At 62.6% G+C, this 25,206-nt stretch carries 22 protein-coding genes and 1 tRNA gene; 4 read left to right on the top strand and 19 right to left on the bottom strand.

Translation table 11 applies throughout. The features are described from left to right. Positions 1-64 precede the first annotated feature (64 nt). From AAG813_RS10260 to AAG813_RS10250, 3 genes are all read left to right on the top strand, one after another. On the top strand, positions 65-1,117 hold the full coding sequence (locus AAG813_RS10260) for a TRAP transporter substrate-binding protein (protein ID WP_341914538.1): 1,053 nt from the start codon (positions 65-67) through the stop codon (positions 1,115-1,117). 66 nt (positions 1,118-1,183) lie between these two features. Next, positions 1,184-1,729 (top strand): NUDIX hydrolase, encoded by a 546-nt coding sequence (locus AAG813_RS10255; protein WP_341914536.1) that lies wholly within the window; start codon positions 1,184-1,186, stop codon positions 1,727-1,729. Positions 1,730-1,888: 159 nt separating this feature from the next. Further along, positions 1,889-2,881 carry a recombination-associated protein RdgC gene (locus tag AAG813_RS10250; RefSeq protein ID WP_341914534.1) on the top strand — a complete coding sequence of 331 codons (993 nt, stop codon included), beginning with the start codon at positions 1,889-1,891 and terminating at the stop codon, positions 2,879-2,881. Between the two features lie 57 nt (positions 2,882-2,938). Here the strand turns inward: AAG813_RS10250 and AAG813_RS10245 are convergent, their stop codons facing one another. The 12 genes from AAG813_RS10245 to AAG813_RS10190 form a co-directional block, all read right to left on the bottom strand. Beyond that, positions 2,939-5,170 carry a PAS domain S-box protein gene (locus tag AAG813_RS10245; RefSeq protein WP_341914532.1) on the bottom strand — a complete coding sequence of 744 codons (2,232 nt, stop codon included), beginning with the start codon at positions 5,168-5,170 and terminating at the stop codon, positions 2,939-2,941. Between the two features lie 360 nt (positions 5,171-5,530). After that, positions 5,531-5,607, bottom strand: a tRNA-Pro gene (locus AAG813_RS10240). 37 nt (positions 5,608-5,644) lie between these two features. Further along, positions 5,645-6,124 carry a MerR family transcriptional regulator gene (locus AAG813_RS10235; protein WP_341914530.1) on the bottom strand — a complete coding sequence of 160 codons (480 nt, stop codon included), beginning with the start codon at positions 6,122-6,124 and terminating at the stop codon, positions 5,645-5,647. Between the two features lie 294 nt (positions 6,125-6,418). Further along, positions 6,419-6,745 (bottom strand): integration host factor subunit alpha, encoded by a 327-nt coding sequence (locus AAG813_RS10230; protein WP_341914528.1) that lies wholly within the window; start codon positions 6,743-6,745, stop codon positions 6,419-6,421. A 41-nt stretch (positions 6,746-6,786) separates the two neighbouring features. Continuing rightward, positions 6,787-9,213 carry a phenylalanine--tRNA ligase subunit beta gene (pheT, locus tag AAG813_RS10225; RefSeq protein WP_341914526.1) on the bottom strand — a complete coding sequence of 809 codons (2,427 nt, stop codon included), beginning with the start codon at positions 9,211-9,213 and terminating at the stop codon, positions 6,787-6,789. Between the two features lie 20 nt (positions 9,214-9,233). Next, positions 9,234-10,286: a phenylalanine--tRNA ligase subunit alpha gene (pheS, locus tag AAG813_RS10220; RefSeq protein ID WP_341914524.1), complete on the bottom strand. Its 1,053-nt coding sequence runs from the start codon at positions 10,284-10,286 to the stop codon at positions 9,234-9,236. Positions 10,287-10,433: 147 nt separating this feature from the next. Next, the gene (gene rplT / locus AAG813_RS10215; RefSeq protein ID WP_096668383.1) at positions 10,434-10,793 is read right to left on the bottom strand and encodes a 50S ribosomal protein L20; all 360 of its coding nucleotides are present in this window, start codon (positions 10,791-10,793) and stop codon (positions 10,434-10,436) included. A 25-nt stretch (positions 10,794-10,818) separates the two neighbouring features. Beyond that, positions 10,819-11,022 carry a 50S ribosomal protein L35 gene (gene rpmI / locus AAG813_RS10210; protein ID WP_077595745.1) on the bottom strand — a complete coding sequence of 68 codons (204 nt, stop codon included), beginning with the start codon at positions 11,020-11,022 and terminating at the stop codon, positions 10,819-10,821. A gap of 239 nt (positions 11,023-11,261) precedes the next feature. Beyond that, the gene (infC, locus tag AAG813_RS10205) at positions 11,262-11,879 is read right to left on the bottom strand and encodes a translation initiation factor IF-3 (RefSeq protein ID WP_096668385.1); all 618 of its coding nucleotides are present in this window, start codon (positions 11,877-11,879) and stop codon (positions 11,262-11,264) included. A gap of 87 nt (positions 11,880-11,966) precedes the next feature. After that, positions 11,967-13,874, bottom strand: a complete 1,908-nt coding sequence (gene thrS / locus AAG813_RS10200; protein ID WP_341914518.1) for a threonine--tRNA ligase — start codon at positions 13,872-13,874, stop codon at positions 11,967-11,969. Between the two features lie 390 nt (positions 13,875-14,264). Beyond that, the gene (gene aceA, locus AAG813_RS10195; protein ID WP_341914516.1) at positions 14,265-15,584 is read right to left on the bottom strand and encodes an isocitrate lyase; all 1,320 of its coding nucleotides are present in this window, start codon (positions 15,582-15,584) and stop codon (positions 14,265-14,267) included. A gap of 382 nt (positions 15,585-15,966) precedes the next feature. Further along, entirely contained in the window at positions 15,967-16,401 is a 435-nt protein-coding gene (locus AAG813_RS10190; protein WP_341914514.1) for a gamma-glutamylcyclotransferase family protein, read from the bottom strand. Positions 16,402-16,519: 118 nt separating this feature from the next. Between AAG813_RS10190 and AAG813_RS10185 the strand changes: the two genes are divergently transcribed. Continuing rightward, positions 16,520-17,440, top strand: a complete 921-nt coding sequence (locus AAG813_RS10185) for a DMT family transporter (RefSeq protein WP_341914512.1) — start codon at positions 16,520-16,522, stop codon at positions 17,438-17,440. A 40-nt stretch (positions 17,441-17,480) separates the two neighbouring features. On the opposite strand, the gene AAG813_RS10180 is transcribed toward AAG813_RS10185, so the two are convergent. The 7 genes from AAG813_RS10180 to AAG813_RS10150 all read right to left on the bottom strand — a co-directional run bounded on the left by AAG813_RS10180 (position 17,481) and on the right by AAG813_RS10150 (position 25,128). After that, positions 17,481-18,998 (bottom strand): malonyl-CoA synthase, encoded by a 1,518-nt coding sequence (locus tag AAG813_RS10180; protein ID WP_341914510.1) that lies wholly within the window; start codon positions 18,996-18,998, stop codon positions 17,481-17,483. 35 nt (positions 18,999-19,033) lie between these two features. Next, positions 19,034-19,828: an enoyl-CoA hydratase-related protein gene (locus AAG813_RS10175; protein WP_341914507.1), complete on the bottom strand. Its 795-nt coding sequence runs from the start codon at positions 19,826-19,828 to the stop codon at positions 19,034-19,036. 13 nt (positions 19,829-19,841) lie between these two features. Further along, on the bottom strand, positions 19,842-20,840 hold the full coding sequence (locus tag AAG813_RS10170; protein WP_341914505.1) for a tripartite tricarboxylate transporter substrate binding protein: 999 nt from the start codon (positions 20,838-20,840) through the stop codon (positions 19,842-19,844). A 49-nt stretch (positions 20,841-20,889) separates the two neighbouring features. Then, on the bottom strand, positions 20,890-22,380 hold the full coding sequence (locus AAG813_RS10165; protein WP_341914503.1) for a malonyl-CoA decarboxylase: 1,491 nt from the start codon (positions 22,378-22,380) through the stop codon (positions 20,890-20,892). Beyond that, positions 22,377-23,045 carry a GntR family transcriptional regulator gene (locus AAG813_RS10160; RefSeq protein ID WP_341914501.1) on the bottom strand — a complete coding sequence of 223 codons (669 nt, stop codon included), beginning with the start codon at positions 23,043-23,045 and terminating at the stop codon, positions 22,377-22,379. The genes AAG813_RS10165 and AAG813_RS10160 overlap by 4 nt, the downstream gene beginning before the upstream one ends. A gap of 313 nt (positions 23,046-23,358) precedes the next feature. Then, a complete protein-coding gene (gene lgt / locus AAG813_RS10155; RefSeq protein ID WP_341914499.1) occupies positions 23,359-24,165 on the bottom strand; it encodes a prolipoprotein diacylglyceryl transferase in 807 nt (268 codons plus the stop codon). Positions 24,166-24,213: 48 nt separating this feature from the next. Then, entirely contained in the window at positions 24,214-25,128 is a 915-nt protein-coding gene (locus AAG813_RS10150; RefSeq protein ID WP_341914497.1) for a LysR family transcriptional regulator, read from the bottom strand. Positions 25,129-25,206 lie beyond the last annotated feature (78 nt).

The following is a 25,206-nucleotide window of genomic DNA, read 5'->3' as shown; positions in this document are numbered from 1 at the left end:
AATCACGGGTTCACAAACGCTTCTTCCTGCATTAATTTACAACCACCCTTACCGGAGACAACACATGATTCAGCGACGCACTCTTCTCAAAACCGGCGCAGCCGCCGCGCTGGGCGCACCCGCCCTGTCGGGCCTGGCCCAGCAGGTGGTCACCCTGAAGTTCCACACCTTCATGTCCCCGGCCTCCAATGTCTGGCTGGGCATGCACAAGCCCTGGATGGCGAAGGTCGAGAAGGAGTCGGGGGGCCGCATCAAGTTCGAGGCCTATCCCGCCATGCAGCTGGGCGGCACGCCGGTGCAGCTTTACGACCAGGCCAAGGACGGCGTCGTGGACGTGGTGTGGACACTGCCGGGCAACACCGCCGGCCGCTTCCCCCGCATCGAAGCCTTCGAGCTTCCGTTCATGATGTCCAACGCCGAAGCCACATCCAAGGCCTATTGGGAATACGTGCAGACCATGGCCCCGGATGAATTCAAGGACACCCAGGTCCTGGCACTGCATGTGCACGGCCCGGGGGTGATCCACACCGTCGACAAACCCGTCCGGTCCATCGCCGACATGCGCGGCCTCAAAATGCGCGCGCCTACCCGCCAGGTCACCAAGCTGATGGGTATGCTGGGCGCCATTCCGGTCGGCATGCCCCTGCCGGCCATCACCGATGCGCTGAGCAAAGGCACCATCAATGGCTGCGTGATTCCTTGGGAAGTCGTGCCCTCGGTCAAGGTCAACGAGCTCACCAAATTCCATGCCGAGTTCGATCCGGCCGGAGGCAGCCTGTACACCACCACCTTCGTGATGGCCATGAACAAGGCCAAGTACAACTCGCTGGCTCCTGACCTGAAAAAAGTCATCGACAACAACTCCGGCATGGCCACCTCCGCCTGGCTGGGCAAGGTCCAGCAGGGCAACGACGTCCCGGGCCGCAAGACCGCCAGCGACCGTGGCAACACGATCTACACGGTCAGCCCGGCAGAAGCTCAGGAATTCCGCCGCAAGTCCCGCACCGTGGAAGTCGAGTGGGTCGAGGACATGAACAAGAAAGGTTTCGACGGCAAGAAATTGCTGGACACGGCCCGCAGCCTGATCGAGAAGCACACCAAAACCACCAAAGCCTGAGCTCCGGCAGGTGGAACAAAGGGCTCCCTCGGGAGCCCTTTTTGATTTCAAACTAAACTGGCTGTCATGTACCGCAGCCCCATCAAACATTGCAGAAACTGCGGCGCCGCGGTGGCTTACCGCGTCCCGGATGACGGGGACACCCGCGAGCGAGCCGTCTGCCCGGCCTGCGGCACCATCCACTACGAAAACCCGCTCAATGTTGTCGGCACCGTGCCGCACTGGGGCGACAGGGTGCTGCTGTGCAAACGCAACATCGAGCCGCGCTGGGGCAAATGGACACTGCCTGCGGGCTTCATGGAGCTCAACGAGACCACGTCCCAGGGCGCTGCACGCGAAACCGACGAGGAAGCCGGCGCACAGTTTGAAATGGAAGACCTTTTCAGCGTGATGAATGTGGAACGCGTCGGCCAGGTCCATCTCTACTACCGCGCGCGGCTGCTCAGCGAGCAGTTCCATCCCGGACACGAAACGATCGAAGCCAGGCTGTTCACAGAAGCTGAAATTCCGTGGGACGAGCTGGCCTTCAAAACCGTGAAAGAAACGCTGGCCTGCTATTTTGCGGACCGCCGCAAGGGCGTCTATGGCATTCACGTGATCGACATCGCGTGAGTCGCCACCGGCGGACATCCGGCCCCCACCCTCAAGGTAAGCAAGTGCCTCATTCAGTCTGGGTGTGACTTAGAATTTCCGCAGCCTGGCGCGTTCACCGCCGCACTTCTTGCCCGGCCCGCTGGCCGCCCTCCCCTGACACCCCACCTCCGGAATTTCATGTTCAAAGCCGCTTCTTTTTTCCGCATTGCCGACGACTTCGCCCTGCCCCCTCTTGAGGCGCTGGAAGAAGCGCTTCAGGCTGCCCGGTTCATGCCCTGCGGCGCCACCCAGGCCGAGTCCAGCGGCTGGGTGCCCCCGCGCGGCAACAAGAGCACGGTGCTGGCCGAAAGCGTCGGTCCGCAGCTCATCCTGCGCCTGTGCACCGAGCGCCGGCCGCTGCCCGCCTCCGCCATCAAGGACGCCGTTGAGCAGCGTATCGAAAAATACAAGCAGGAAACCGGTCACGAGCGCGTCGGCGCCAGGATCAAGAAAGAGTTCAAGGAAGAAGCCATCCTCGACCTGCTACCGCGCGCCTTCACCAAACGTTCGTCCACCACCCTGTGGGTGGACCCGGTCAACAAGTTCCTGGTGGTGGACTCCGGCAGCCTCAGCGGTGCCGACAAGGTGGTGAGCCAGCTGCTGGAGGCGCTCAGCGGGATACCGGGGTCCGGCGCAGGCCTGATGGCAAGGCCGGTGCAGACCACGCTGGCGGCAGCGATCGCCATGGCGCACTGGCTTGCCAGCCGGGAGGCTCCCGTCGGCTTCACCGTCGACCGGGACTGCGAACTCAAGATGCCGGACGACCAGAAATCAACCGTCCGTTATTCGCGCCACACACTGGAAATCGACGAGGTCGCCGAACACATCGCCGCCGGCAAGGTGCCGACACAGCTGGCCATGACCTGGAACGACCGCGTGTCCTTCGTGCTCACCGACATGGCCCAGATCAGAAAACTCAAGCTGCTCGACGTGGTGCTGGAGGGCATGCAGGACAAGGGCAAGGACGACGACGGGTTCGATGCCGATGCTGCCATCGTGACGGGTGAGCTGTCGGCCCTGATTCCCGACCTGCTGGAAGCGCTGGGCGGCGAGCTGGATCACGATGCGGCCACCGCCCCACCCGGCGCGGCGCAGGTGCCACAAGCAACGTCCGATCCCGCCATCGCCTGAAGATTCCCGCCGGGATGGGACAGCCCACGCCCGCCCTCGGCCCTGCGACGGCGGAAATCAGTTCGATCGGCCCAGCGTGAAAAAGAAGGTGGCGCCGACGTTCGGTTTGCCTTCGGCCCAGACGCGGCCGCCATGACGCTCAATGACCCGCTTCACCGTGGCCAGCCCGATGCCGGTGCCGGGAAAGTCCCCCGGCGAATGAAGGCGTTCGAAGGTGCCGAAAAGTTTGTGGGTGAATGCCATGTCAAACCCCGCACCGTTGTCCCGCACAAAGAAGATGGTGTCATCCTCGGCACCCTGCTCGCTGCCCACCTCGATGTGCGCCTGCGGCTGCTTGGAACTGAATTTCCAGGCGTTGGCCAGCAGGTTCTGCAGCACGGCTGACAGCAGGCGGGGGTCCCCCTGCGCGATCAGACCGTCCTGGACAGTCACCTGGACCTGGCGCTCGGGCTCGCGCTCCCGGCAGTCGTTTTCGATCCGCCGCGCAAGAACCGACAAGTCGACACGTTCCGACTTCAGCTGCTCGCGCGACAGGTGGGCGAGGGTCAGCAGGCCCTCGATCAACTCGCCCATCTGCGTGACCCCGACGCCGATCCGGTTCAGGTAGTGCTTGCCCTTGTCGCTGATGTGTTCTGCGTCTATTTTCGCCAGCAACTGGCTGAACCCGTGGATGGTATTGAGGGGCGAACGCAGGTCATGGGAGACGGAGTAGGCAAAGGATTCCAGTTCCTTGTTCGCTGTTGCCAGCTGGGCTGTGCGCAGCAGCACCCTGTCCTCGAGTTCGCCGTTGAGACTGAGAATTTCCTGCTGTTGCTGCCTGCGCTCGGTGACGTCGCGCTCCACGGCCACCCAATGGGTGTGCCTTCCCGTCTCGTCGGCGATGGGCGTGAGATCGATTTCCAGCCAGAGCTCCCTGCCGGCCTTGGTATAGACGACAACCTCGGAACGCACATGCGCCCACTTTTCCATGGCGGCGCGAATCCGGTCCAGCTCGGCATGCTGGGTCTTGGGTCCCCATAGAAGCCGGGAGGTATTGCCGATCACTTCGCGGCGGCTGTAACCGGTATGACGCTCAAAGGCGTCGTTGACAAAAACAATCCGCGGACCCGCTTCGTCAAAGGCCTCGGCCTCCGTGATGACCACCATGTCGTTCAGGCGGGACACCGCCGTTTCAAGCAGCCGCAGCTGCGCATGCTCCATGCGTCTCTGTGTGATGTCCTGAAAGTAGACAGCGATGCCCGTTTCCGTGGGATAGACGTGGATATCGAACCAGGTTTCAAGCGGCTGGTAGAAGGTTTCAAAGCGGGTCGTGCGCTGCTCATCAACGGCGAGCCTGGCTTCACGCTCTATCGCCCCCCCCATGGTCTTGGGGAACTCCTGCCAGAGGATCTTGCCCAGGAGGTCTTCCCGACGGCGCTGGAGCATGCGTTCCGCCTGTCCATTGAGGAAGGTGAACGTCCATTCCTTGTCGATCAGGCAAAAGCCGTCCGTGATGCTCTCCAGCGTGGTGGCGAGCTGTGTCTCCAGGTCGCGGGTGTGTGCTTCCGCGGCCTTCTGCTCCGAGATGTCCTGGAACGCCCCCTGAATGCGGACAATCTTTCCGGAAGCATCCCGCACCGCCTCGCCGAGCGAACGCACCCAGATCAGCCGGCCCTTGGCGGTCATCTTGGGAAGCACAAATTCATAAGGCGTGCCGTGCTGCGCGCAAGCCTCCACATGCTGGATGACGACAGGCCGGTGCTCCGGAAGAAAGTAGCCAATCCCTTCTTCCAGCGTCGGCGTGTAACCTGGTGGCACGTCGTGGATCAGGCAGTTTTCCACCGACCAGGTCAGCACGCGCTCTGGCAGGTCAATCGTCCATCCACCAAGACGCGCGACCCGGCCGGCGATGCGGGTCATGAAGATATCCTTCTCCAGAAGTTCCGCCGCCTTTTTCAGCTCGTCGATGTCGGTCAGGGTGCCCAGCCATTGGACCGTCTGGCCCGTGGCATCACGCTGCGGGAGTGCGCGGCACAACATCCAGCGGTAAACACCATCTGCACGGCGCAGCCGGTATTCAATCTCGCAGGGGTCGCCGCTTGCGAGAGCCTGCTCCAGAAGCCGGGCTGCACGCATCTCGTCATCGGGATGAACCAGACCGGTCAAGCCACTGCCGAGGCTCTCCTCCAGGGACAAGCCGGTGTAGTCCAGCCAGCGTTGGTTGAACCAGGTGTAGGCGCCATCGGCCCGCATCACCCAGACGATCTGGGACATCGCGTCCGTGAGCAGGCGAAACTGGGTCTCGCTCACGCGCTGAACCTCTTCCGAACACTGGCCCGCTGAAAGTCCACGGTGATCTCCCAGCCCGAGCCTTCAACCATGGTGGCCCAGGATGTAGCCCGGGAAATTCTCTGATCGATCGCCTTCATAAGCCAGCTCTTTCATGGGTCGCCTTCTGCGCTGCGGAGAGGATCTCCATCCAAGCCGGACACCGTCCCGGTACGGTCCGTCCGCTGGGTTCAACGCAATACTTTCGATCAGTTTAGCGCCTGAAGTGCCAAGACCTGACTGCCGCTGTCGGACTGTCTGCGTCCCGTCAGAACAAGCGATGGATTTACCCATGAAAAAGGCCTCTAAGAATTACTCCTTAGAGGCCTCTGTACTGTCTATTGGTCGGTGTGAAAGGATTCGAACCTTCGACCCCTTGCACCCCATGCAAGTGCGCTACCAGGCTGCGCCACACACCGTCAAGTTTCAAATTATAGCTTGCTTGACCGGGCTGTTTCAGTAAGTGGCACTGAGCAGATCGCGAATTTCGAACAATTCGCGACGCAGCAGCTGCAGCCTTTGTTGCGCAGCACTGCCATCAGGCAAAGGCGCCATGTCGGACACGCTGTCTTCAAAGTCCATCGAGTCGCCAAAGTCATCAAGAATCGAGTCGCCGGCTTCCACCACATCCACACCCTCGAGCATGACTTCGCCGTTGCGGCGCTTGTCGCGTTCGGTCTGCACGATCTCCTGCAGCTTGTTGCGTGCGCCGCTGATGGTGAAACCCTGGTCGTAAAGCAGATCACGGATGCGCCGGATCATCAGCACTTCGTGGTGCTGGTAGTAGCGGCGGTTCCCGCGCCTTTTCATCGGACGCAACTGCGTGAACTCTTGCTCCCAATAACGGAGCACATGAGGTTTGACGCCGCATAAATCGCTGACTTCACCGATCGTGAAGTAACGTTTGGCGGGAATGGGGGGGAGAGGTTTCTCCAATTAAATCAATACGCTATGAGGTGAAGCTGCAAATCTACTCTAACAGGAAACTTAGTGCAAATAGTTACAAACCACAAAATCGGATGTGTTGTTTAAGCCACAAGCGGTAATGAGACGGCCCAACCCTGAAAAGTCACCGAACAGGCGCCCACGGCGTAAGTTTGCGCACCGGCCAGATCGGGAAAATCAGCCCCTCCAATCCCAAGCCCGGCAACACGCCCGCTTGCCGGGAAGGCGGGTGAACAGCCTGGCTCCGGGAATGGGCTGACGCCTGAGCCGTCTGCGCTGCCGCCTTCAGCCGGGACCAGTCTGCCCCTGGATCTGCTCTTTGAGCTTGTGGCTGGCGTGAAAAGTCACCACGCGGCGTGCCTGAATGGGGATGGATTCGCCGGTCCGCGGGTTGCGACCCGGACGCGGCGCCTTGGTGCGGATCTGGAAATTGCCGAAGCCGGAAATCTTCACATCGTTGCCCTCGACCAGGCTGTCCGACACCAGGTCAAAAAACGCGTCGATCATGTCCTTGGATTCACGCTTGTTCAGGCCAATCTGCTCAAACAGCAACTCCGCGAGGTGGGCTTTGGTCAGCGCCGGGCTCTCAAGACTTTGAACGGAAAATTCCACGACGCGCTCCTCGCTGTTCACTGTTATTGTGGTCCCGCTGCCTAGGCACGCAAACGCGCTTGCAGGCTGCTGCCGAGATTGTCGAGCACGGCCTTGATCGCCGCCTCAATCTGCTCGTCGGTCAGTGTAGCGTCGTCGCTCCCAAGCACCAAGCGCACGGCCAGGCTTTTCTCACCAAGTTGCAGCGCGGCATTGGCCTGTTGCGGCCGGTAGATGTCGAACAGCGTGGCCGACTTGAGCAGGCCGCGCGTGTCAGCGCCGTGGATGGCCGCCATCAGTGCTGCATGCGTTACGGCTTCGGCAACAATCACCGCGATGTCACGCTCGACCGGCTGGCGTTTGCTCACCGGCTGGAAGCCGGGCACGGGACGTCGCAGCACGGCATCGAGCGCCAGTTCGAAAACAATCGGCGCCTGCGCCAGCTCATAGCCCTGACGCCACTGCGGATGCAGCTCGCCGACAAAGCCGACCGCCACGCCATCGATGACAACGCTGGCGCAACGGCCCGGATGCATGGCCGGATGGGCCACGGGGGCAAACACCGGCTGCATCGGCGCCAGCAGGGCCTGCACATCTCCCTTGACGTCGAAGAAATCGACACCCTTGTCGGACGTGCTCCACTGCAGGGTCTCGCGCGGCCCGTAGGCCAGGCCCGCCACCCGCATCGGCTGGTCAAAACCGGCGACGGTGGTGTCGGTGTTCTGGCTGCTGGCGTCGCGCAGGAAGACTCGTCCGAGTTCAAACACGTTGACGCGCCCGGCTTTCCGATCCAGGTTGAACTTGAGTACCTGCAACAGGGAGCCGATCAGCGACGAGCGCATCACGCTCATCTGGCTGGCGATCGGGTTCAGCAGCTTGATGGGATTCGGGTTGCCGGCGAGCTCATGCTCCCAGCGCTCTTCGACAAAGCTGAAGTTGATGGTTTCCTGGTAGCCCAGGGCCGCCAGCGCGCGGCGCACGGCAAAGGCACTGCGCCGCGCCTCCGGACGGATACGCGCGGTGATCGGAGCCAGCGGAGGCGTGGCCGGCAGCTGCTGGTAGCCGACCATGCGCACCACCTCTTCGATCAGGTCTTCCTCGATCTGCAGGTCAAAGCGGTAGCTGGGGGGTGTCACCGTCAGCGTGCCCTCGCCTTCCGTCACGGGCAAGCCCAGGCGCCTGAGCGCATCGGCGCATTGCGCCTGCGTCAAAGGCATGCCGATGACCTTGGCGGCCCGCGCCACACGCAGAGTCACCGGCGTCGCAACCGGCAACTGGGCCTGGATATCGTCCACCGGGCCGCATGCCGTGTCCGGCGTGCCGCAGATATCCAGGATCAGCTGCGTGATGCGTTCGATGTGTTCCACCGTCTGTCCGGGATCAACGCCGCGTTCAAAACGGTGGCCGGCATCGGTCGAAAAGTTGTAGCGGCGCGAACGCCCGGCAATCGCCTTGGGCCACCAGAACGCGGCCTCGACATACACATGGTGGGTCACGTCGGACACGGCGGTTGCATCGCCGCCCATGATGCCGGCCAACGACTCCACCTGGCTGTCGTCGGCAATCACGCCGACTTTCTCGTCCACTGTCACGGTGCTGCCGTTGAGCAACTTGAGCGTCTCGCCGGCCTGGCCCCAGCGCACATCGAGTCCGCCATGGATCTTGTCCAGGTCGAAAATATGCGAAGGCCGGCCCAGCTCGAACATCACGTAGTTCGAGATATCCACCAGCGCCGTCACACTGCGCTGGCCGCAGCGCGCCAAGCGGTCCACCATCCACGGCGGGGTGACGGCTTTTGTATTGACGTTGCGCACGATGCGGCCGGAAAAGCGGCCGCACAGATCGGGTGCACTGATGCGGACCGGCAGCTTGTCCACGCCGGCCACAGCGACCGCCGGAAAGGACGGGCTCACCAAGGGCGCACCCGTCAGCGCGGCCACTTCACGGGCAATGCCGTACACGCTCAGGCAATGCGCGAGATTCGGCGTGAGCTTGAGGGTGAACAGGGTGTCGTCGAGTTTCAGGTGTTCGCGGATGTCCTGGCCCACGGGCGCGTCCGGCGCCAGCTCGAGCAGCCCGCCATGGTCGTCGGACAGCTTGAGTTCGCGGGCCGAGCACAACATGCCCTGGCTCTCCACGCCGCGCAGCTTGCCAACCTTGATCAAAAACGGTTTGCCATCGTCGCCGGGCGGCAGTTCGGCACCGACCAGCGCACAGGGCACCTTGATGCCGACACGGGCATTGGGCGCGCCGCAGACGATGTTGAGCAGGGCACCCTGCCCCACATCGACCTGGCAGACACGCAGGCGGTCGGCGTCGGGATGCTGCACCGCTTCCCTGATTTCGCCGACGACTATTTTTGTGAAAGGCGGCGCGACCGGCTTGAGGTCTTCCACCTCCAGGCCGGCCATGGTCAGGGTCTCGGCCAGCTGTTCGGTGCTCAGGGGCGGATTGCAGAATTCGCGCAACCAGGATTCGGGAAATTGCATTTTTTATAAAACCTGATGGGTTACTGGAATTGCGACAGAAAGCGCAGGTCACCGTCGAAGAACAGTCGCAAGTCGTTGACGCCGTAACGCAGCATGGTCAGCCGGTCCGGCCCCATGCCGAAAGCAAAACCAATGTAGTGCTCGGGGTCCAGTCCCATGTTGCGCACCACGTTCGGATGCACCTGGCCGGACCCGGCCACTTCCAGCCAGCGACCCGCCAGCGGACCGGTCTGGAACTGGATGTCGATCTCGGCGCTCGGCTCCGTGAAGGGGAAAAAGCTGGGGCGAAAACGCAGCACCAGGTCGTCACTCTCGAAGAAGGTGCGGCAGAAATCGGTGAAAACGAATTTCAGGTCCTTGAAGCTGACGTTCTGGCCTATCCACAGGCCTTCGCACTGGTGGAACATCGGCGAGTGCGTGGCATCGCTATCCACCCGGTAGGTGCGGCCCGGCGCGATCACGCGGATCTCGGGCATCACGCCGCCGGCGTCGATCAGCGCGCGGTGTTTCTTGACATGCTGCACCGCGTAACGGATCTGCATCGGGCTGGTGTGTGTGCGCAGCAGGTTGGGCGCGGCCTCGGTGCCGCCTTCCACATAAAACGTGTCGTGCATGGAGCGCGCCGGATGGTCTTCGGGCGTGTTCAGTGCGGTGAAATTGAACCAATCGGTCTCGATCTCGGGGCCCTCGGCCACATCGAAACCCATGGAGCCGAAAATCGCCTCGATCCGCTCCAGCGTGAGCGACACCGGATGCAGGCCGCCCGCCGGCCGCTGGCGGCCCGGCAACGAGACGTCCAGCGCCTCGGCCTTGAGCTGCACCTGCAGTTCGGCGTCCGCCAGCGCCTGGCGGCGCGCAGTCAGCGCGGCTTCGATCGCCTGCTTGGCCAGGTTGATGGCGGCGCCGCGGGATTTTTTCTCTTCCACGGGCAGTGCGGCCAGGCCCTTCATCAGCTCCGTGACGCGGCCGGACTTGCCGAGGAACTGCGCCTTGGCATTTTCCAGGTCGGCAGGCGTGACGGCCTGCGCAAAGCTGGTTTGGGCCGAATCCACCAGAACATCGAGTTCGTTCATATATTTCTTGTCATTAACAAACCAGTCCGGACGCCGCCTTCGCCTGCTGCCCGGACAAAGAAAAAGGGCCAGAGCCTTTTCAAGCTCTGGCCCCCGTCTTTTGTGCGCAATCAGCTATCAATTCAATAGCTGGGTGCCCCTCAAAAATCAAGCAGCAAGCTTGGCCTTGACCTGCTCCACGATGGCGCCAAAAGCAGCGCTGTCGTGAATCGCCATGTCGGAAAGAACCTTGCGGTCGATCTCGATACCGGCTTTTTTCAGGCCGTTGGCAAACTGGCTATAGGTCATGCCGAATGAGCGGCTGGCAGCGTTGATACGCGCAATCCACAACTGGCGGAACACACGTTTCTTGTTACGGCGGTCACGGTAGGCATATTGCCCAGCCTTCATCACCGCTTCTTTGGCGATGCGATAGACATTGCCGCGGCGGCCGCGGAAACCTTTTGCAAGGGCTAAAACTTTTTTGTGGCGGGCGCGAGCCGTTACACCACGTTTGACGCGAGGCATGTGAGTACTCCTTGTTCGTCGTTAATTAAATGCCCATGCCGGGCAGCATCTGTGCCATGTGACCCATATTGGTCTCATGGACAGCAACTGCACCACGCAGGTGGCGTTTGTTCTTGGTGGTCTTCTTGGTCAGGATGTGACGTTTGAAGGCTTGGCCGCGCTTGACGGTACCACCTGGACGAACGCGAAAACGTTTCTTCGCGCTGCTCTTGGTCTTCATTTTGGGCATAAAAATGCTCCTTTTCATTTGTGCTCGTGAGGCGCTGCGAACCTGACGCAGACTTGATGGCCCCGAGCCACTTGTAGTGGCGAGTGTTTAGTTCACCACTTGTGGGTGGCGGGCTTTGACACCTGCCACCTTCGCAAAGACAGGATTTTCCTGCCCTCACCGGACATGCTTTCGCATCCCCGAAAAAACCTGCCGGTGAAACCACCCGCAGGTTGAACTCCTTGTCGCGCCAGCCGCCCTCAGGCGCCTGTCGGTGCAGCCGGTGCCGCTTCCGCGGGCGCCGCTGCAGGCTTGGCAGCCACCTTCTTCTTGCCCGGCGCGATCATCATGACCATCTGCCGGCCTTCGAGTTTGGGGAACTGCTCCACCAGAATCAAATCAGCCAACTCATCGCGGATACGCGCCAGCAGGGCCAAGCCCAGTTCCTGGTGCGTGATTTCGCGACCGCGAAAGCGCAGGGTAATCTTGCACTTGTCGCCCTCTTCCAAAAAGCGCTTGATATTGCGCAGTTTGATGTTGTAGTCACCATCGTCGGTACCGGGCCGGAACTTGATTTCCTTGACCTCGATCACCTTCTGCTTGGATTTCGCGTCCGCGGCCTTCTTCTGCTCGGCGTACTTGAATTTGCCGTAGTCCATCAATCTGCACACCGGCGGCACTGCCGTGGGAGAGATTTCAACCAGATCCACGTCATATTCACCAGCGAGGCGCAAGGCTTCCGTGATGTTGACAACACCCAGAGGTTCGTTGTCTGGCCCGGTCAGACGTACTTCGGGGGCCATGATTTCACGGTTCAAGCGATGCTTGCGTTCTTCGCGGTGGCGGCGGTCACGAAATTCAGTAGCGATGGTTCTAATCCTTTAACATTTGCTATAAAAGCTATAGCTGCTTGCACCCACCCAGCAAGGGCGACAGACCGAAATCATCCACAAATGTGTCAGACATCAGGCTTTTTGGGTAATGTCAGAAGCAATTGTTTGGGCAAAGGCTTCGAGTGACATGACGCCAAGGTCTTTGTTACCCCGGGCGCGCACGGCAACTGCGCCGGCTTCCTTCTCCTTGTCACCTACGACCAGGATGTAAGGCAGCTTTTGCATCGAGTGCTCCCGTATTTTATACGTAATTTTCTCGTTGCGCAGGTCAAGATTGACCCTAAGCCCTTGATTTTGAAGCCTTTTAGCTATTTCACGACAGTAATCGGCCTGCGCATCGGTGATATTGAGCACCGAAACCTGCACCGGCGCCAGCCAGGTGGGCAGTGCGCCGGCATGTTCCTCGATCAGAATCCCGATGAATCGCTCCAGGCTGCCGACGATGGCGCGGTGCAGCATCACCGGCCGGTGCCGGGCGCCGTCTTCACCCACATATTCGGCATCGAGGCGCTCCGGCATCGAGAAATCGACCTGCATGGTGCCGCACTGCCATTGCCGGCCAATCGCATCTTTCAGCGTGTATTCGATCTTGGGGCCATAAAACGCCCCGTCGCCGGGCGCGATTTCGAACTCGCAACCGGAGGCGCGCAGGCTTTCCATCAGCGCTTGTTCGGCCTTGTCCCAGCTTTCGTCGGAGCCAATGCGCGCTTCGGGCCGGGTGGCCACCTTGTAGATGATGTTCTTGAAACCGAAGTCGGTGTAGACCTTCTGCAGCAGCGTCGTGTAGTCGACACATTCCTTGAGGATCTGCTCTTCGGTGCAGAAGATGTGACCATCGTCCTGCGTGAAGCCGCGCACGCGCATGATGCCGTGCAGGCCACCCGAAGGTTCGTTGCGGTGGCACTGGCCGAACTCGCCGTAACGCAGCGGCAGGTCGCGGTAGCTCTTGATACCCTGCTTGAAGATCAGGATGTGACCGGGACAGTTCATCGGCTTGAGTGCGTACTCGCGCTTCTCCGACTCCGTCGTGAACATGTTGTCGCGGTACTTGTCCCAGTGGCCGGTTTTTTCCCACAACGTCTTGTCGATGACCTGCGGGCCCTTGACCTCCTGGTAGCCGTTGTCCTGGTAAACCTTGCGCATGTACTGCTCGACCCCCTGCCACACGGTCCAGCCCTTGGGGTGCCAAAACACCAGGCCGGGCGCATGGTCGTCGATGTGGAACAGGTCGAGCTCACGGCCCAGCTTGCGGTGGTCGCGTTTTTCCGCTTCCTCCAGCATCAGCAGGTGCTGCTGCAGCTCGTCCTTGGTGGCCCAGGCCGTACCGTAGATGCGCTGCAGCATCTCGTTGCGGTGGTCGCCGCGCCAGTAGGCGCCGGCCAGCTTCATGAGCTTGAAAAACTTCAGCTTGCCGGTGCTGGGCACGTGCGGGCCGCGGCACAGGTCTTCGAACTTGCCTTCGCGGTAGAGCGACACGTCTTCGTTGGCCGGGATGCTGGCGATGATCTCCGCCTTGTAGTGCTCGCCCTGCTCCTTGAAATAGGCCACGGCCTCGTCGCGCGGCAGCACGCGGCGTGTCACCGGCTCGTCCTTGGCCGCCAGCTCGGTCATCTTCTTTTCGATGGCCGTCAGGTCTTCCGGTGTGAACGGGCGTTTGTAGGAAAAGTCGTAGAAAAAACCGTTCTCGATCACCGGGCCGATGGTGACCTGGGCATCGGGAAACAGCTCCTTGACCGCGTAGGCCAGCAGGTGGGCGGTGGAGTGACGAATCACATCCAGGCCTTCCGGGTCCTTGGCGGTGATGATGGACAACGGGCTGTCGGCAGAAATCAGGTAGCTGGTGTCTACCACCTTGCCGTTCACCTTGCCGGCCAGCGCGGCCTTGGCCAGGCCGGTGCCGATGGAAGCGGCGACCTGGGCCACCGTCACGGGTTCGGGGAATTCGCGGATCGAGGCGTCTGGCAGCGTAATCTTGATCATGATGGGTAGGCCCTGAAAATAAAAAAAGCGCGGTAACTGCCGCGCTTTGACTGGACTGGGTTGGAGGTGCTATGAATTCAGTAGCTACAAATCACACAGGGATGCGGCTAGCGCCCGGAGTGTCTCCAAACTGGAGGCGTGGTCGTCGTTCGCGGTGTCATAACCCGCGCGATCCTTCCTGTTTCCAGCTTGATTGATTGCATGGCGCCATTTTACGGCAGCTTTGGCCGGCCGCCTCAAGCAACGCCGAACGTGACGTTTTCACGCAAATCCTTCCTGACCCAGCCACGCCCCGCGCCGACCACCGCGAGCCCGAAAAAAAGCCCGGACTGCGCCTGAAGCGCGGGCCGGGCCGCCGCTGCCCGCAGGCAGCGGTCAGGTCGCGTCAGTTCAGTGGAACTGCTCTTCTTCGGTGGAGCCGGTCAGCGCGGTCACGCTGGACTTGCCGCCCTGGATCACCGTGGTGACTTCGTCGAAGTAACCGGTGCCCACTTCCTGCTGGTGCGACACAAAGGTGTAGCCGCGGTCGCGCGCTGCGAACTCGGGCTCCTGCACCTTCTCGACATAGGCCGACATGCCGCGCTTGACGTAGTCCTGAGCCAGATCGAACATGTTGTACCACATGGAGTGGATGCCGGCGAGCGTGATGAACTGGTACTTGTACCCCATGGCGCCCAGCTCTTTCTGGAACTTGGCGATGGTCGCATCGTCGAGGTTTTTCTTCCAGTTGAATGATGGCGAGCAGTTGTAGGCCAGCATCTTGCCGGGGTGCACCTTGTGCACGGCATCGGCAAACTTCTTGGCAAACGCCAGGTCCGGCGTGCCGGTTTCGCACCACACCAGATCGGCGTAATGGGCGTAGGCAATCGCGCGGCTGATGGCCTGGTCGATGCCCTTTTTGGTCTTGTAGAAACCTTCCGAGGTGCGCTCGCCGGTCAGGAAAGGCTTGTCGTTCTCGTCATAGTCGCTGGTCAGCAGGTCTGCGGCTTCCGCATCGGTGCGGGCAATCACCAGGGTGGGCACGCCGCAGACGTCGGCAGCCATGCGCGCAGCGATCAGCTTCTGGTTGGCTTCCACCGTCGGCACCAGCACCTTGCCGCCCATGTGGCCACATTTCTTGACCGATGCCAGCTGGTCTTCCCAGTGCACGCCGGCCGCGCCGGACTTGATCATGGCCTTCATCAGTTCGAAGGCGTTGAGCACGCCGCCGAAACCGGCTTCCGCATCGGCCACGATGGGCGCGAAGTTGTCGATGTAGCCCTTGTCGCCGGCATCGATGCCCTTGGCGTGCTGGATTTCGTCGGCACGGCGGAAGGTGTTGTTGATGCGCTCAACCACCTGCGGCACGGAGTCGACCGGGTACAGCGACTGGTCGGGGTACATGGACGAGTAGCTGTTGTTGTCGGCGGCGACTTGCCAGCCCGACAGGTAGATGGCTTTTACGCCGGCTTTCACCTGCTGCATGGCCTGGCCACCGGTCAGCGCGCCCAGGCAGTTGACGTAGGGCTCGGTGTTGACCAGGTCCCAGAGCTTTTCGGCACCGCGGCGGGCCAGCGTGTACTCGATCGGGAAGGATCCGCGCAGGCGGATCACGTCGGCCGCGCTGTAACCGCGCTTGATGCCCTTCCAGCGGGGGTTGGTCGCCCAGTCTTTTTCGAGGGCGGCAATCTGCTGTTCGCGGCTCAGTTGTTCGGTGAGGGTCTGTGGCATGAGGTCACTCCGGAAGTTGAAAAAATGGGTGGACAAACAGCGTTGCACTATCCATGCCTTTGCCGTTTGCTCTGGGATCCACTTTAAGTCTTCTACAAGACTTTGTGAAGCTCTTATGTCTTATATAAGATAAAATTTATTCCCAATGAAATCAACAGCATTTTCATAATTTTTTACAATAAGAAAAGTTATTTCTTGTATTGAGAAATATTACTGCGCTGCAGCATTTTGAAATTTCGTAATGCGGAAGACTTTTACCGGATCATGAAATTAAGGATTCGGACATTCCGACCATTTCTTCGCTGTCGCGAAGTCTCCGGTCGGACCCGCAGAAACACCCGCTGATGGCCACCCTCTCGCGCCTTACCCATCCCCCAATCACTCAGGACCGCTGACTAAGGTGGTCGAGCCAATCGCCACCGGTGATCACCGGTTGGCCCGCCGCTCGGTCCGGGTTGATTTCATAAACGAGGCAGTCCAGTTCCACCGCGCCCGAAGACGCCGGCGCCTGGCCCAGCCGTACCCTCACCGCCTGCTTGCTGTATTCGCCAGTCTGCTGTGGCCAGACCTCCTCGATGACGTCAAGCTGGCGCTCGAGCTCGGCGCTGATGGCATAGACCTCGCCGGTCACCCGAGCCGGGCCGCCCAGCACCACGCCCGGGTAAGGCCCCAGGTCGTAGAGCACGCCGGCCACGCTGGCCATGCCGACAAACTGCGGTGCCGGACGCAGCCGCGTGATGTCGCGCACATCGCCGCGGCGCAGCGTCCCATACACGAAGACATGGCGGCTGGTGGAAGGTGTCGTCGGTTCAGGCATGAAAGTAAGGCATGATTTCGGGCAAGTAGAAAAACCCTCCCGGCCTCCGCAGCGCCTGACAGCCCACAGCGCTGCCGGCAGCACAGCGGGCCTCAACCCTCAACGGAAACCCGGTGGAATGAACCGCATTGTGGCCTACGCCTGCCTGGCGCTCAGCATGTCCCTGGTCGGCAGTTATGTCGCGCTGTCCAAACCGCTGGTCGCGGTCTTCCCGGTCTTTCTGCTGGCCTGGCTGCGTTTTGGCATCGGCGGGGCGGCCATGCTGCACTGGCTCAAAAAGCCGGCCGGCGAAGCCCCGATGACGCGGCAAACCCGGCAACTGGTGTTCCTGGAGTCCTTTCTCGGCAATTTCCTGTTCTCGATCTGCATGCTGTTCGGTGTGAGCCTGAGCAGCGCGGTGGCTGCCGGCGTCATCATGGCCGCCATCCCGGCCGCGGTGGCGGTGCTGAGCCGGCTCTTTCTCGGCGAACGCATCCGCCCCCGGGTCGCGCTGGCCATTGCCTGCGCGGTCTTCGGCATCATGCTGGTTTCACTATCAAAAACAGAGCTGCCAGCGCAAGCAGGGAAAGGGCTGGAGGCCGATTTGGCATCAAACCGCGCCTGGCTGGGCAACCTGCTGCTGGTCGGCGCCGTGCTCTGCGAAGCCGCTTATGCGGTGATCGGCAAAAAACTCACCGGCGCGCTCGGCCCCAAACGCATCACCGCGCTGATCAACCTCTGGGGTTTTGCGCTGGTGACACCGCTGGGCCTGTGGATGGCCTGGGGGTTTGACTTTGGCGCCGTGGCCCCCGGCAGCTGGTTGTTGCTGCTGTTTTATGCGCTGGCCGCCAGCGTCTGGACCGTGTGGCTGTGGATGACGGGCCTCAAAGGTGTGCCCGCCAGCCAGGCCGGCGTGTTCACCGTGATGCTGCCGGTCAGCGCGGCGCTGGTCGGCGTGGGCGTGCTCGGAGAGTCCGTGGGTGCGGCGCAGCTGGCCGCTTTTGCACTGGCGCTGGCAGGCGTGGCGCTGGCCACGCTGCCGGACAAAACGCGCCCCTGAGCGCAGCCCGGGGAAGCGACAGACCTCAGGTTTTTAGTCGTCAGGCAAACAGGGCCTTGTGCTGCTCGCGCAGCACGTTTTTCTGGACCTTGCCCATGGTGTTGCGCGGCAATTCGCCGACGATGAAGCAGCGCTTGGGAATCTTGAAGTTGGCCAGCTGCGCCTTGAGCCGCGCGATGATCTGCTCGGCGTCCAGCGTCGCGCCGGGCTTGGCGATCACGATGGCCACCCCGACCTCGCCGAAGTCCGGATGCGGCACGCCGACCACCGCGCTTTCGGCCACGCCCGGCATGTCGTTGATGTAACCCTCGATCTCGGCCGGGTAGACGTTGTAGCCGCCGCTGATGATCAGGTCCTTGCTGCGCCCGACGATGGTGATGTAGCCGCGTTCGTCGATCTTGCCGACATCGCCGGTCTTGAAGTAGCCGTCGGCGGTGAATTCTTCCTTCGTTTTCTCCGGCATGCGCCAATAGCCCTTGAAGACGTTCGGCCCCTTGACCTGGATGCTGCCGATCTCGCCCGTGGGCACCGGCTGGCCGGCATCGTCCTGCACACGCAGGCTGACGCCGGGCAAGGCAAAACCGACGGTGCCGCCGCGCCGCTCGCCGTCGTAGGGGTTGGAAGTCAGCATGGCGGTCTCGCTCATGCCGTAACGCTCGAGGATGGTGTGGCCGGTGCGCTCCTGCCATTCGGTGAAGGTTTCGATCAGCAGCGGCGCCGAGCCGGCGACGAACAGGCGCATGTGGCGGCAGGCTTCGCGGGTGAGGCCCGGCTCGGCCAGCAGGCGCACATACAGCGTGGGCACACCCATGAACACCGTGGCCTCGGGCAGCTTCTGCACCACCAGTTTGGGATCGAACTTCGCCAGCCAGATCATCTTGCTGCCGTTGATGAGCGCGCCGTGCAGGGCCACGAACAGACCATGCACGTGGAAGATCGGCAGCGCATGGATCAGCACGTCACCGGGTTGCCAGGCCCAGTAGTCCTTGAGCACCAGCGCATTGCTCAGCATGTTGCCGTGCGAGAGCATGGCGCCCTTGCTGCGGCCCGTGGTGCCGCTGGTGTACAAAATGGCCGCCAGGTCGTCCGCGCTGCGCTGCACCACCTCGTGCCGGTCGCTGCAATGTGCGGCGCGCTCGAGCAGCGAGCCGCTGCGGTCGTCGTCGAGCGTGAAGACGTTTTTCGTGCCGGCCTTGAAGGCGATCTTGCTGACCCAGCCGAAGTTCTTTGCGCTGCACACCACCACCGAGGGTTCGGCGTTGCCGATGAAATACTCGATCTCGGCGCTCTGGTAGGCGGTGTTGAGCGGCAGGAACACATAGCCGGCCCGCAGCGTGGCGAGGTAAAGCATCATCGCCTCGACCGATTTTTCGACCTGCACGGCGATGCGCGCGCCCTGCGGCAGGTCCAGCGACTGCAGCAGGTTGGCCATCATGGCGGTGGACCGCTCGAGGTCGCGCCAGGAGTAGTTCAGGCCGGTGTCGGTTTCCACCGCCACCGCATCAAGGTCTTTCGGAAAGGCTGCGCGCAGGGCGGCAAACAGGTTGTTGTTTTTCATCACGTGGTTACCTGGAAATCTGGAAATCGAAAGAATCAGAGATCGCCGCACGCCGGAAAATGCGGCGGACGTTTTTCAACAAAGGCCGACACACCTTCGCGGTGTTCGGCGGAGTTCGCGTAGGCATACGCCGTTGCTATCAGTTCAGTAGCTGGCTGCGCCCGCCCTTCCTGGGCCAGAGCCCGAAAAGTCTGTTTATTCATGCGCGCCGCTGCGGGTGCCAGCCTGGCCACACGGCCAGCCGTCGCCAGGGCCTGCGCCCCCACCTCGCCGTCCGGCCACACGCGGTTCAGAAAGCCGCGCTGCAGCAAGGTGGCCGCGTCGAGCACCGCCGCGGCCAGCAGCATCTCGCTCGCCGTCAGCTCGCCCGCGGCGCGCATCACGAGTGCGGCCTCGCGCGGCGCCATCGGAAAACCGAGCTTGCCGATCGGCGCGCCAAAGGTGGCCGACGCGCCGGCCAGCCGCATGTCGCAGCAGCTGGCGATCTCCATGCCCGCGCCCATGCAGGCGCCCTCGATCTGCGCCACGATGGGCAGGTCGCAGTCGAGCATGGCCTGCAGGCCGCCCCAGACCTCGTTTTCATGGAAGCCGCGCAGGGCGGCTTCGTCGAAGCGGAAGTCCGGGTACTCGGCGATGTCGCCCCCCGCACAGAAACTGGCGCCCGCCCCGCGCAGCAGCACGCAGCGCAGATCGCCGCGCTGCTGCAGGCCGGTGAACACCTCGCGCAACTGCTGCCACATGGCACGCGACATGGCGTTGAGCTTGCCCGGATGGGACAGGGTGACCATGGCGATGGGGCCGTCCGTGGCCAGCAGAACCTGTCCTGTCATGCAAGTCTTGCGTTCAGTCCAGCTTGGCGCCGGACGCCTTCACCACCTGCGTCCACTTCTTGACTTCGGCGCTGATGAAGCTGCCGAACTGCGGGCCGCTCAGACCGGCAAACTCCGCGCCCTGACGCGCCCAGACGGCCTTGGCTTCGTCGGTGGTGCAGGCCTTGCGGATTTCCTCGATTGCGCGCGCCTGGGCATCGGCCGGCATGCCCTTGGGGCCCCAGACGCCGTACCAGGTCGTCACGTTGTAGTCGGGTAGGCCCATCTCGGTGGCGCTCGGCACGTCCGGAATGGCCGGATTGCGCTTGTTGCCCGACACCATCAGCGCCTTGATGCGGCCGCCGGCAATGTGGCTGGCCGACGAGCCCAGGCCGTCGAACATCATTTCGACGTCGCCGGCAATCAGGCCCTGCAGGGCTGGCCCGGCACCGCGGTAGGGAATATGGGTGATGAAGGTTTTGGTCTGCTGCTTGAACAGCTCGCCGGCCAGGTGGTGGGAGGTACCGGCGCCGGCCGAGCCGTAGTTGAGCTTGGCCGGATTTTTGCGGGCGTACTCGAGGAACTCCTTGAAGCCCGCCACCGGAAGTTTTTGCGGGTTGACCACGACGACCTGCGGCACGCTGGCCACCAGGATCAGCGGCACCAGGTCTTTCTCGATGTCGTAATCGAGCTTGGGGTACATGCTGGGCGCGATGGTGTGGTGCACCGCCCCCATGAACAGGGTGTAGCCATCGGGCGATGCCTTGGCCGCAATGCTGGCGCCCAGGGTGCCGCCGGCGCCGCCGCGGTTGTCGATGATCAGTTGTTTGCCGGTCAGGCGCGCGAACTGCGCCGACATGGGACGCGCAAACGCATCGGTGCCACCGCCTGCGGGAAAGGGAACAATCATGGTCACCGGCTTGGCAGGCCAGCCCGATTGCGCATGGCTGCCCAGTGAAAACGCGGCAACGCCGGCGGCCGCTGCACGCAGCACATCGCGTCGGGACGCGTTGATGTCAAAGCTCGATGTCATGTCTGTCTCCTGTCATTGTTGAACCAAAAAAATGAAGAGTGCGTCTCGATCAAATGTACAAATCTTCGATGTCACCCGATACGGGGATTTTCCCCTGTGACAGCAGCGCCCGGTGCTTGTCCAGGCGCTTGAGGTCATAGAGGTAGTTGACCATCAGGCCGCAGGACTGCTTGAGTCCCTTGGCCGACGGATCACCCATCCAGTTGAGCCGCTCGATGCGTGCACCGTTGCCGAGGTGAAAACGCGCCACCGCATCGAGCGGTTTGCCGTCGTCGAGTTCGCGTCCCAGGTAATGCGCCGCGCAACGCAGCAGCATGCGGCGCACCGGCGACTTGTCGTCCAGGGACGGCGCATTGTCGGCGGCGGTGAGGAAATGCTGCGCGGTGGGAGGTTCGAACCCGATGGCCCGGCCCAGCGCGGTGCGTTCCTTGTCGTCGAGGAGCGCCAGCATCGCGCCGGCATTTTTTCCCAGCCAGTGGCGAAAGCCGGGAATCGGCGAAAGGGTCGCAAAGTGTTTGAGGCGCGGAAATTCGGCGCGCAGGGTTTCCACCACACGCTTGATCAGCGAGTCGCCAAAACTCACGCCGCGCAGGCCGGCCTGTGTGTTGCTGATGGAGTAGAAAATCGCGGTGGTGGCCTTCGCCAGATCCGCCGGCGCAGCCGACTCGTCCAGCAGCGGCGTGATGCCGGCGGCCATCTCGTCCATCAGGGCCACCTCGACAAAAATCAGCGGTTCGTCGGGCATGCGTGGATGGAAAAAGCCATAACAGCGCCGGTCGCTGTCGAGCCGGTTTTTCACATCGGCCCAGCTCTTGATGTCGTGCACGGCTTCGTACTTGATCAGCTTTTCGATCAGCGATGCCGGTGAGTCCCAGCTGATGCGACGCAGGTCGAGAAAACCCACGTCGAACCAGGTCGAGAACATGTATTCCATCTCGACGTCGAGCGCCTGCAGCCGCCTGTCCGCCTTGAGGTAAGGCAGCATGTCGGCGCGCATGTCGACCAGAAAGCGGATGCCTTCCGGAAACGCGCTGAAGCGCTGCAACAAACGCCTGCGCGGCGACACGGTGGCGCGGCGGTAGCGCACCTCGGCCACCGCTTCGTCGGGCGTGCCCACCGCGGCGGCAAACTGCGCCTGCGCCAGCTTGACCTTCTGCGCATCGGCAACGAACTGCTCGCTCATCAGCAGCCACATGTCGCGCCGCTCATTGAGTGCGGCGCCGGCATACCAGCCGGCCACACCCTTGGCGCGGCGCCCGCCCTCCACTTCGCTGACCTGCGGATCGACGATGGCCTTGAGCTCCTCCAGCGTGCGGCGCAGCACGCGCGGCGACAGCGCCTCCTCCTTTTGCCGCAAGGTGGCCTTCAGGCGTTCGCGGGTGGAGCGGGCTGGCACCGGCACCTCGAGCGAAGCGCCGGACGCTCCTTTTTTGGGTGCATCGGACGCAGCTACCACGACGGTTTCAGCCGGTTTGGAGGTCGCCTTTTTGTCGCCCGAGAAGCGCGACACGCTGCGATTGAGCCAGTCAGCGGCGGTCATGAAGCCACCCGCGTGCGCTGATGGCGGGCCAGTTCGCGCAGGGCTTCGCGCTGGCGCGTCAGGTGGGTGCGCATGGCCGCGTCGGCGCCTTCGCTGTCGCGGGCCTTGAGCGCGGCAAATACCGCCATGTGTTCCGACAGACTTTGCGCCAGCCGGCCAGGCGCATGCAGTTGCTGCGCACGCGCCAGTTTGAGGATCTTGCGCAGGTCGGCAATCGCCGTGGCGAGCCAGCGGTTGTCGGCCAGCGTGATGATGGCTTCGTGGATCGCGAAATTGGTGTCGTAATACTCGTTGATGCGGCCGGCCCTGGCGTGGCCGGCCAGCCGCTCGTGCAGCGTGGTCAGCGCCGCCAGGTCCGCATCGCTCGCATTGCGCGCAGCCTCGTAGGCGCAGCGCCCTTCCAGCAAGGCAATCACCGGAAAGATATCGTCCAGGTCCTTCTCGGTGACTTCGCTGATGAAGCAGCCCCGCCGCGGTTCGTGGCGCAGCAGCCCTTCCGCCGTCAGTACCTTGAGCGCCTCGCGCAGCGGCGTGCGGGAAATCTGCAGCCGTTCGCACAGGACCAGCTCGTCCAGAAATGTGCCGGGCGGATAGGTGCCGGCAAAAATCTGCTCACGCAGCGTGGCAGCCACTTCCTGGTGCAATGAGTTCTGGACGAGTCGCATGGTGGGTATCCGTTGGTCGTCGTGTGGCGGCAAAGTGCCCGGTTGGCCTGGCGGTTGGCAGGCCCCGCTGCTGCCGGTCCGCCGCCCCCCCCCTTGTTGGGCTATCTATTCTGTAATTTCCTGTAATTACGCATAATTATGATGAGCAAACCTGCAGGGCGCAAGCTGCTTCAGCGACAAACCAACAGGTGAAAACCCGCAGTCTCCGGAGCCTCAAAAAAAGGAGGCAACTGCGGCTGCAGGTGGGCCGCGCCGGAGGTCAGCTACCGAAAAGATAGCTGCTGGCGACCGACCAGCAAGGGCTGATGCCGTTTCAGGCTCTTTTGTCAGCCCACAACCAGAGCCAGACACCGGCCGCGATCATCGGCAGGCACAGCCACTGGCCCATACTCATGCCCAGCGCCAGCACGCCGAGGAAGTCATCCGGCTCGCGGAAAAACTCGGCGATGAAGCGGAACACGCCATAACCCACGAGGAAGGCCGCCGACACCTGGCCGGTCTTGCGCGGCTTGCGCGCATACAGCCACAGCAGCACAAAAAGCAGCAGGCCTTCCAGCAGGAACTGGTACACCTGCGACGGGTGGCGCGGCAGCATGGAGCCGCTGTGTTTGAACACCATGCCCCAGGGCAGGTCGGGGCTGCTGAAACGGCCCCACAACTCGCCGTTGATGAAGTTGCCGACCCGTCCGGCCGCCAGCCCGGTGGGCACGCAGGGCGCAACCAGGTCCATTACCTGCAACCAGGGTTTTTTCCGCGTGCGCGCGAACCAGACCTGCGAAAGCAACACGCCAATCAGGCCGCCATGAAAACTCATGCCGCCCTGCCAGACGTAAAAAATCTCCAGCGGATGGGCCAGGTAATAACCGGGCTTGTAAAACAGGCAGTAGCCGATGCGCCCGCCCACCACCACGCCCATCACCCCCAGGAACAGGATGTCCTCGATGTCCTTGCGGCCCCAGGCGGCCGCGCCCGTCATTGATGCATAGGGCTCGTGCCGCAGGCGGCGCAGCCCCAGAAACAGGAACAGGCCGAAGGCCGCCAGGTAGGTCAGGCCATACCAGTGGATGGCCAGCGGCCCCAACTGCAGGGCGACAGGATCGATGGTGGGATGAATCAGCATGCGGCTTATTGTGCCAGCGTGCGCCAGCGGCAAGCGATGCGCGGGCCCTCAGTCCGGCAGCGCCGGGGCGAAGGCCACAAACCGCTGAAGGCAGGGATTGGCAACATCTGCAGGCCAGAACAGGCTGGTTTCGCAGACCGGCACGCGGCGACCCTGTTTGCCTGCCACGCTGCGGTACACCACGCCAGGCCGCTGGAACTGCCGCACGCTGTCGGGCACCCAGGCCACGCCCAGGCCGGCCGACACGAGGTTCACGATGGTCTGCATCTGGATGGCCTCCTGCGCCACCTGCGGCGGCTGCGCGGCGGCATGGTACATGCCGAAGATCGCGTCGTACAGCGAGGGCAGGATGCGGCGCGGAAAAATCACCAGTGGCTGCGCCAGCACCTCGTCGAGCGCCAGGGAGGCCTTCGCAGCCAGCGGATGCTGTTCGGCCAGCGCCAGCACCAGCGGCTCCCGGGCGACCAGCCGCCGCGTCAGGCCAGGCGGCGCAAAACCCGGGGAATGCAGCATGATCCCGGCGTCGATGTCGTGGCGTTCAAACGCCTGCAACTGCATGTCGCCGGTGGCCTCGAGCAGCTCCAGTTGCACCTGCGGCGAATGGTCGCGGTAAGTCCGCACCCAGGCAGGCAGCAGCGAGAAGCCCGCGGTGGAAACAAACGCCAGCCGCAGTCGGCCGACTTCACCGGCCGCCGCCGCCCGCGCCTGTCCGGGCAAGGCCTGCGCCCGCGCCAGCAGGTCCAGCACCTGCGGCAGCAGCGCCGTGGCCACCGCCGTCATCTGCACGCTGCGCTTGGTGCGCTCGAACAGCCGCACGCCCAGCTGTTTTTCCAGATGGGCAATCGCCTGGGTCAGCGGCGGCTGCGTCATGTGCAGGCGCGCCGCGGCGCGGCCGAAATGCAGTTCTTCGGCCACAGCCACAAACTGGCGCCAGAGCCGGAGTTCGATGGTCGGGGTAGTCATACGCCAAGCATATTAATACAGCCTGAGAAATATATTGGAACCGCTGGATGAGGCGGCGCATACTCTAGCTTTTTCCCT

This window comes from Polaromonas sp. YR568 (assembly GCF_943371715.1).
GTDB lineage: Bacteria > Pseudomonadota > Gammaproteobacteria > Burkholderiales > Burkholderiaceae_C > Polaromonas.
This window is presented reverse-complemented; position numbering and strand designations above follow the sequence as displayed.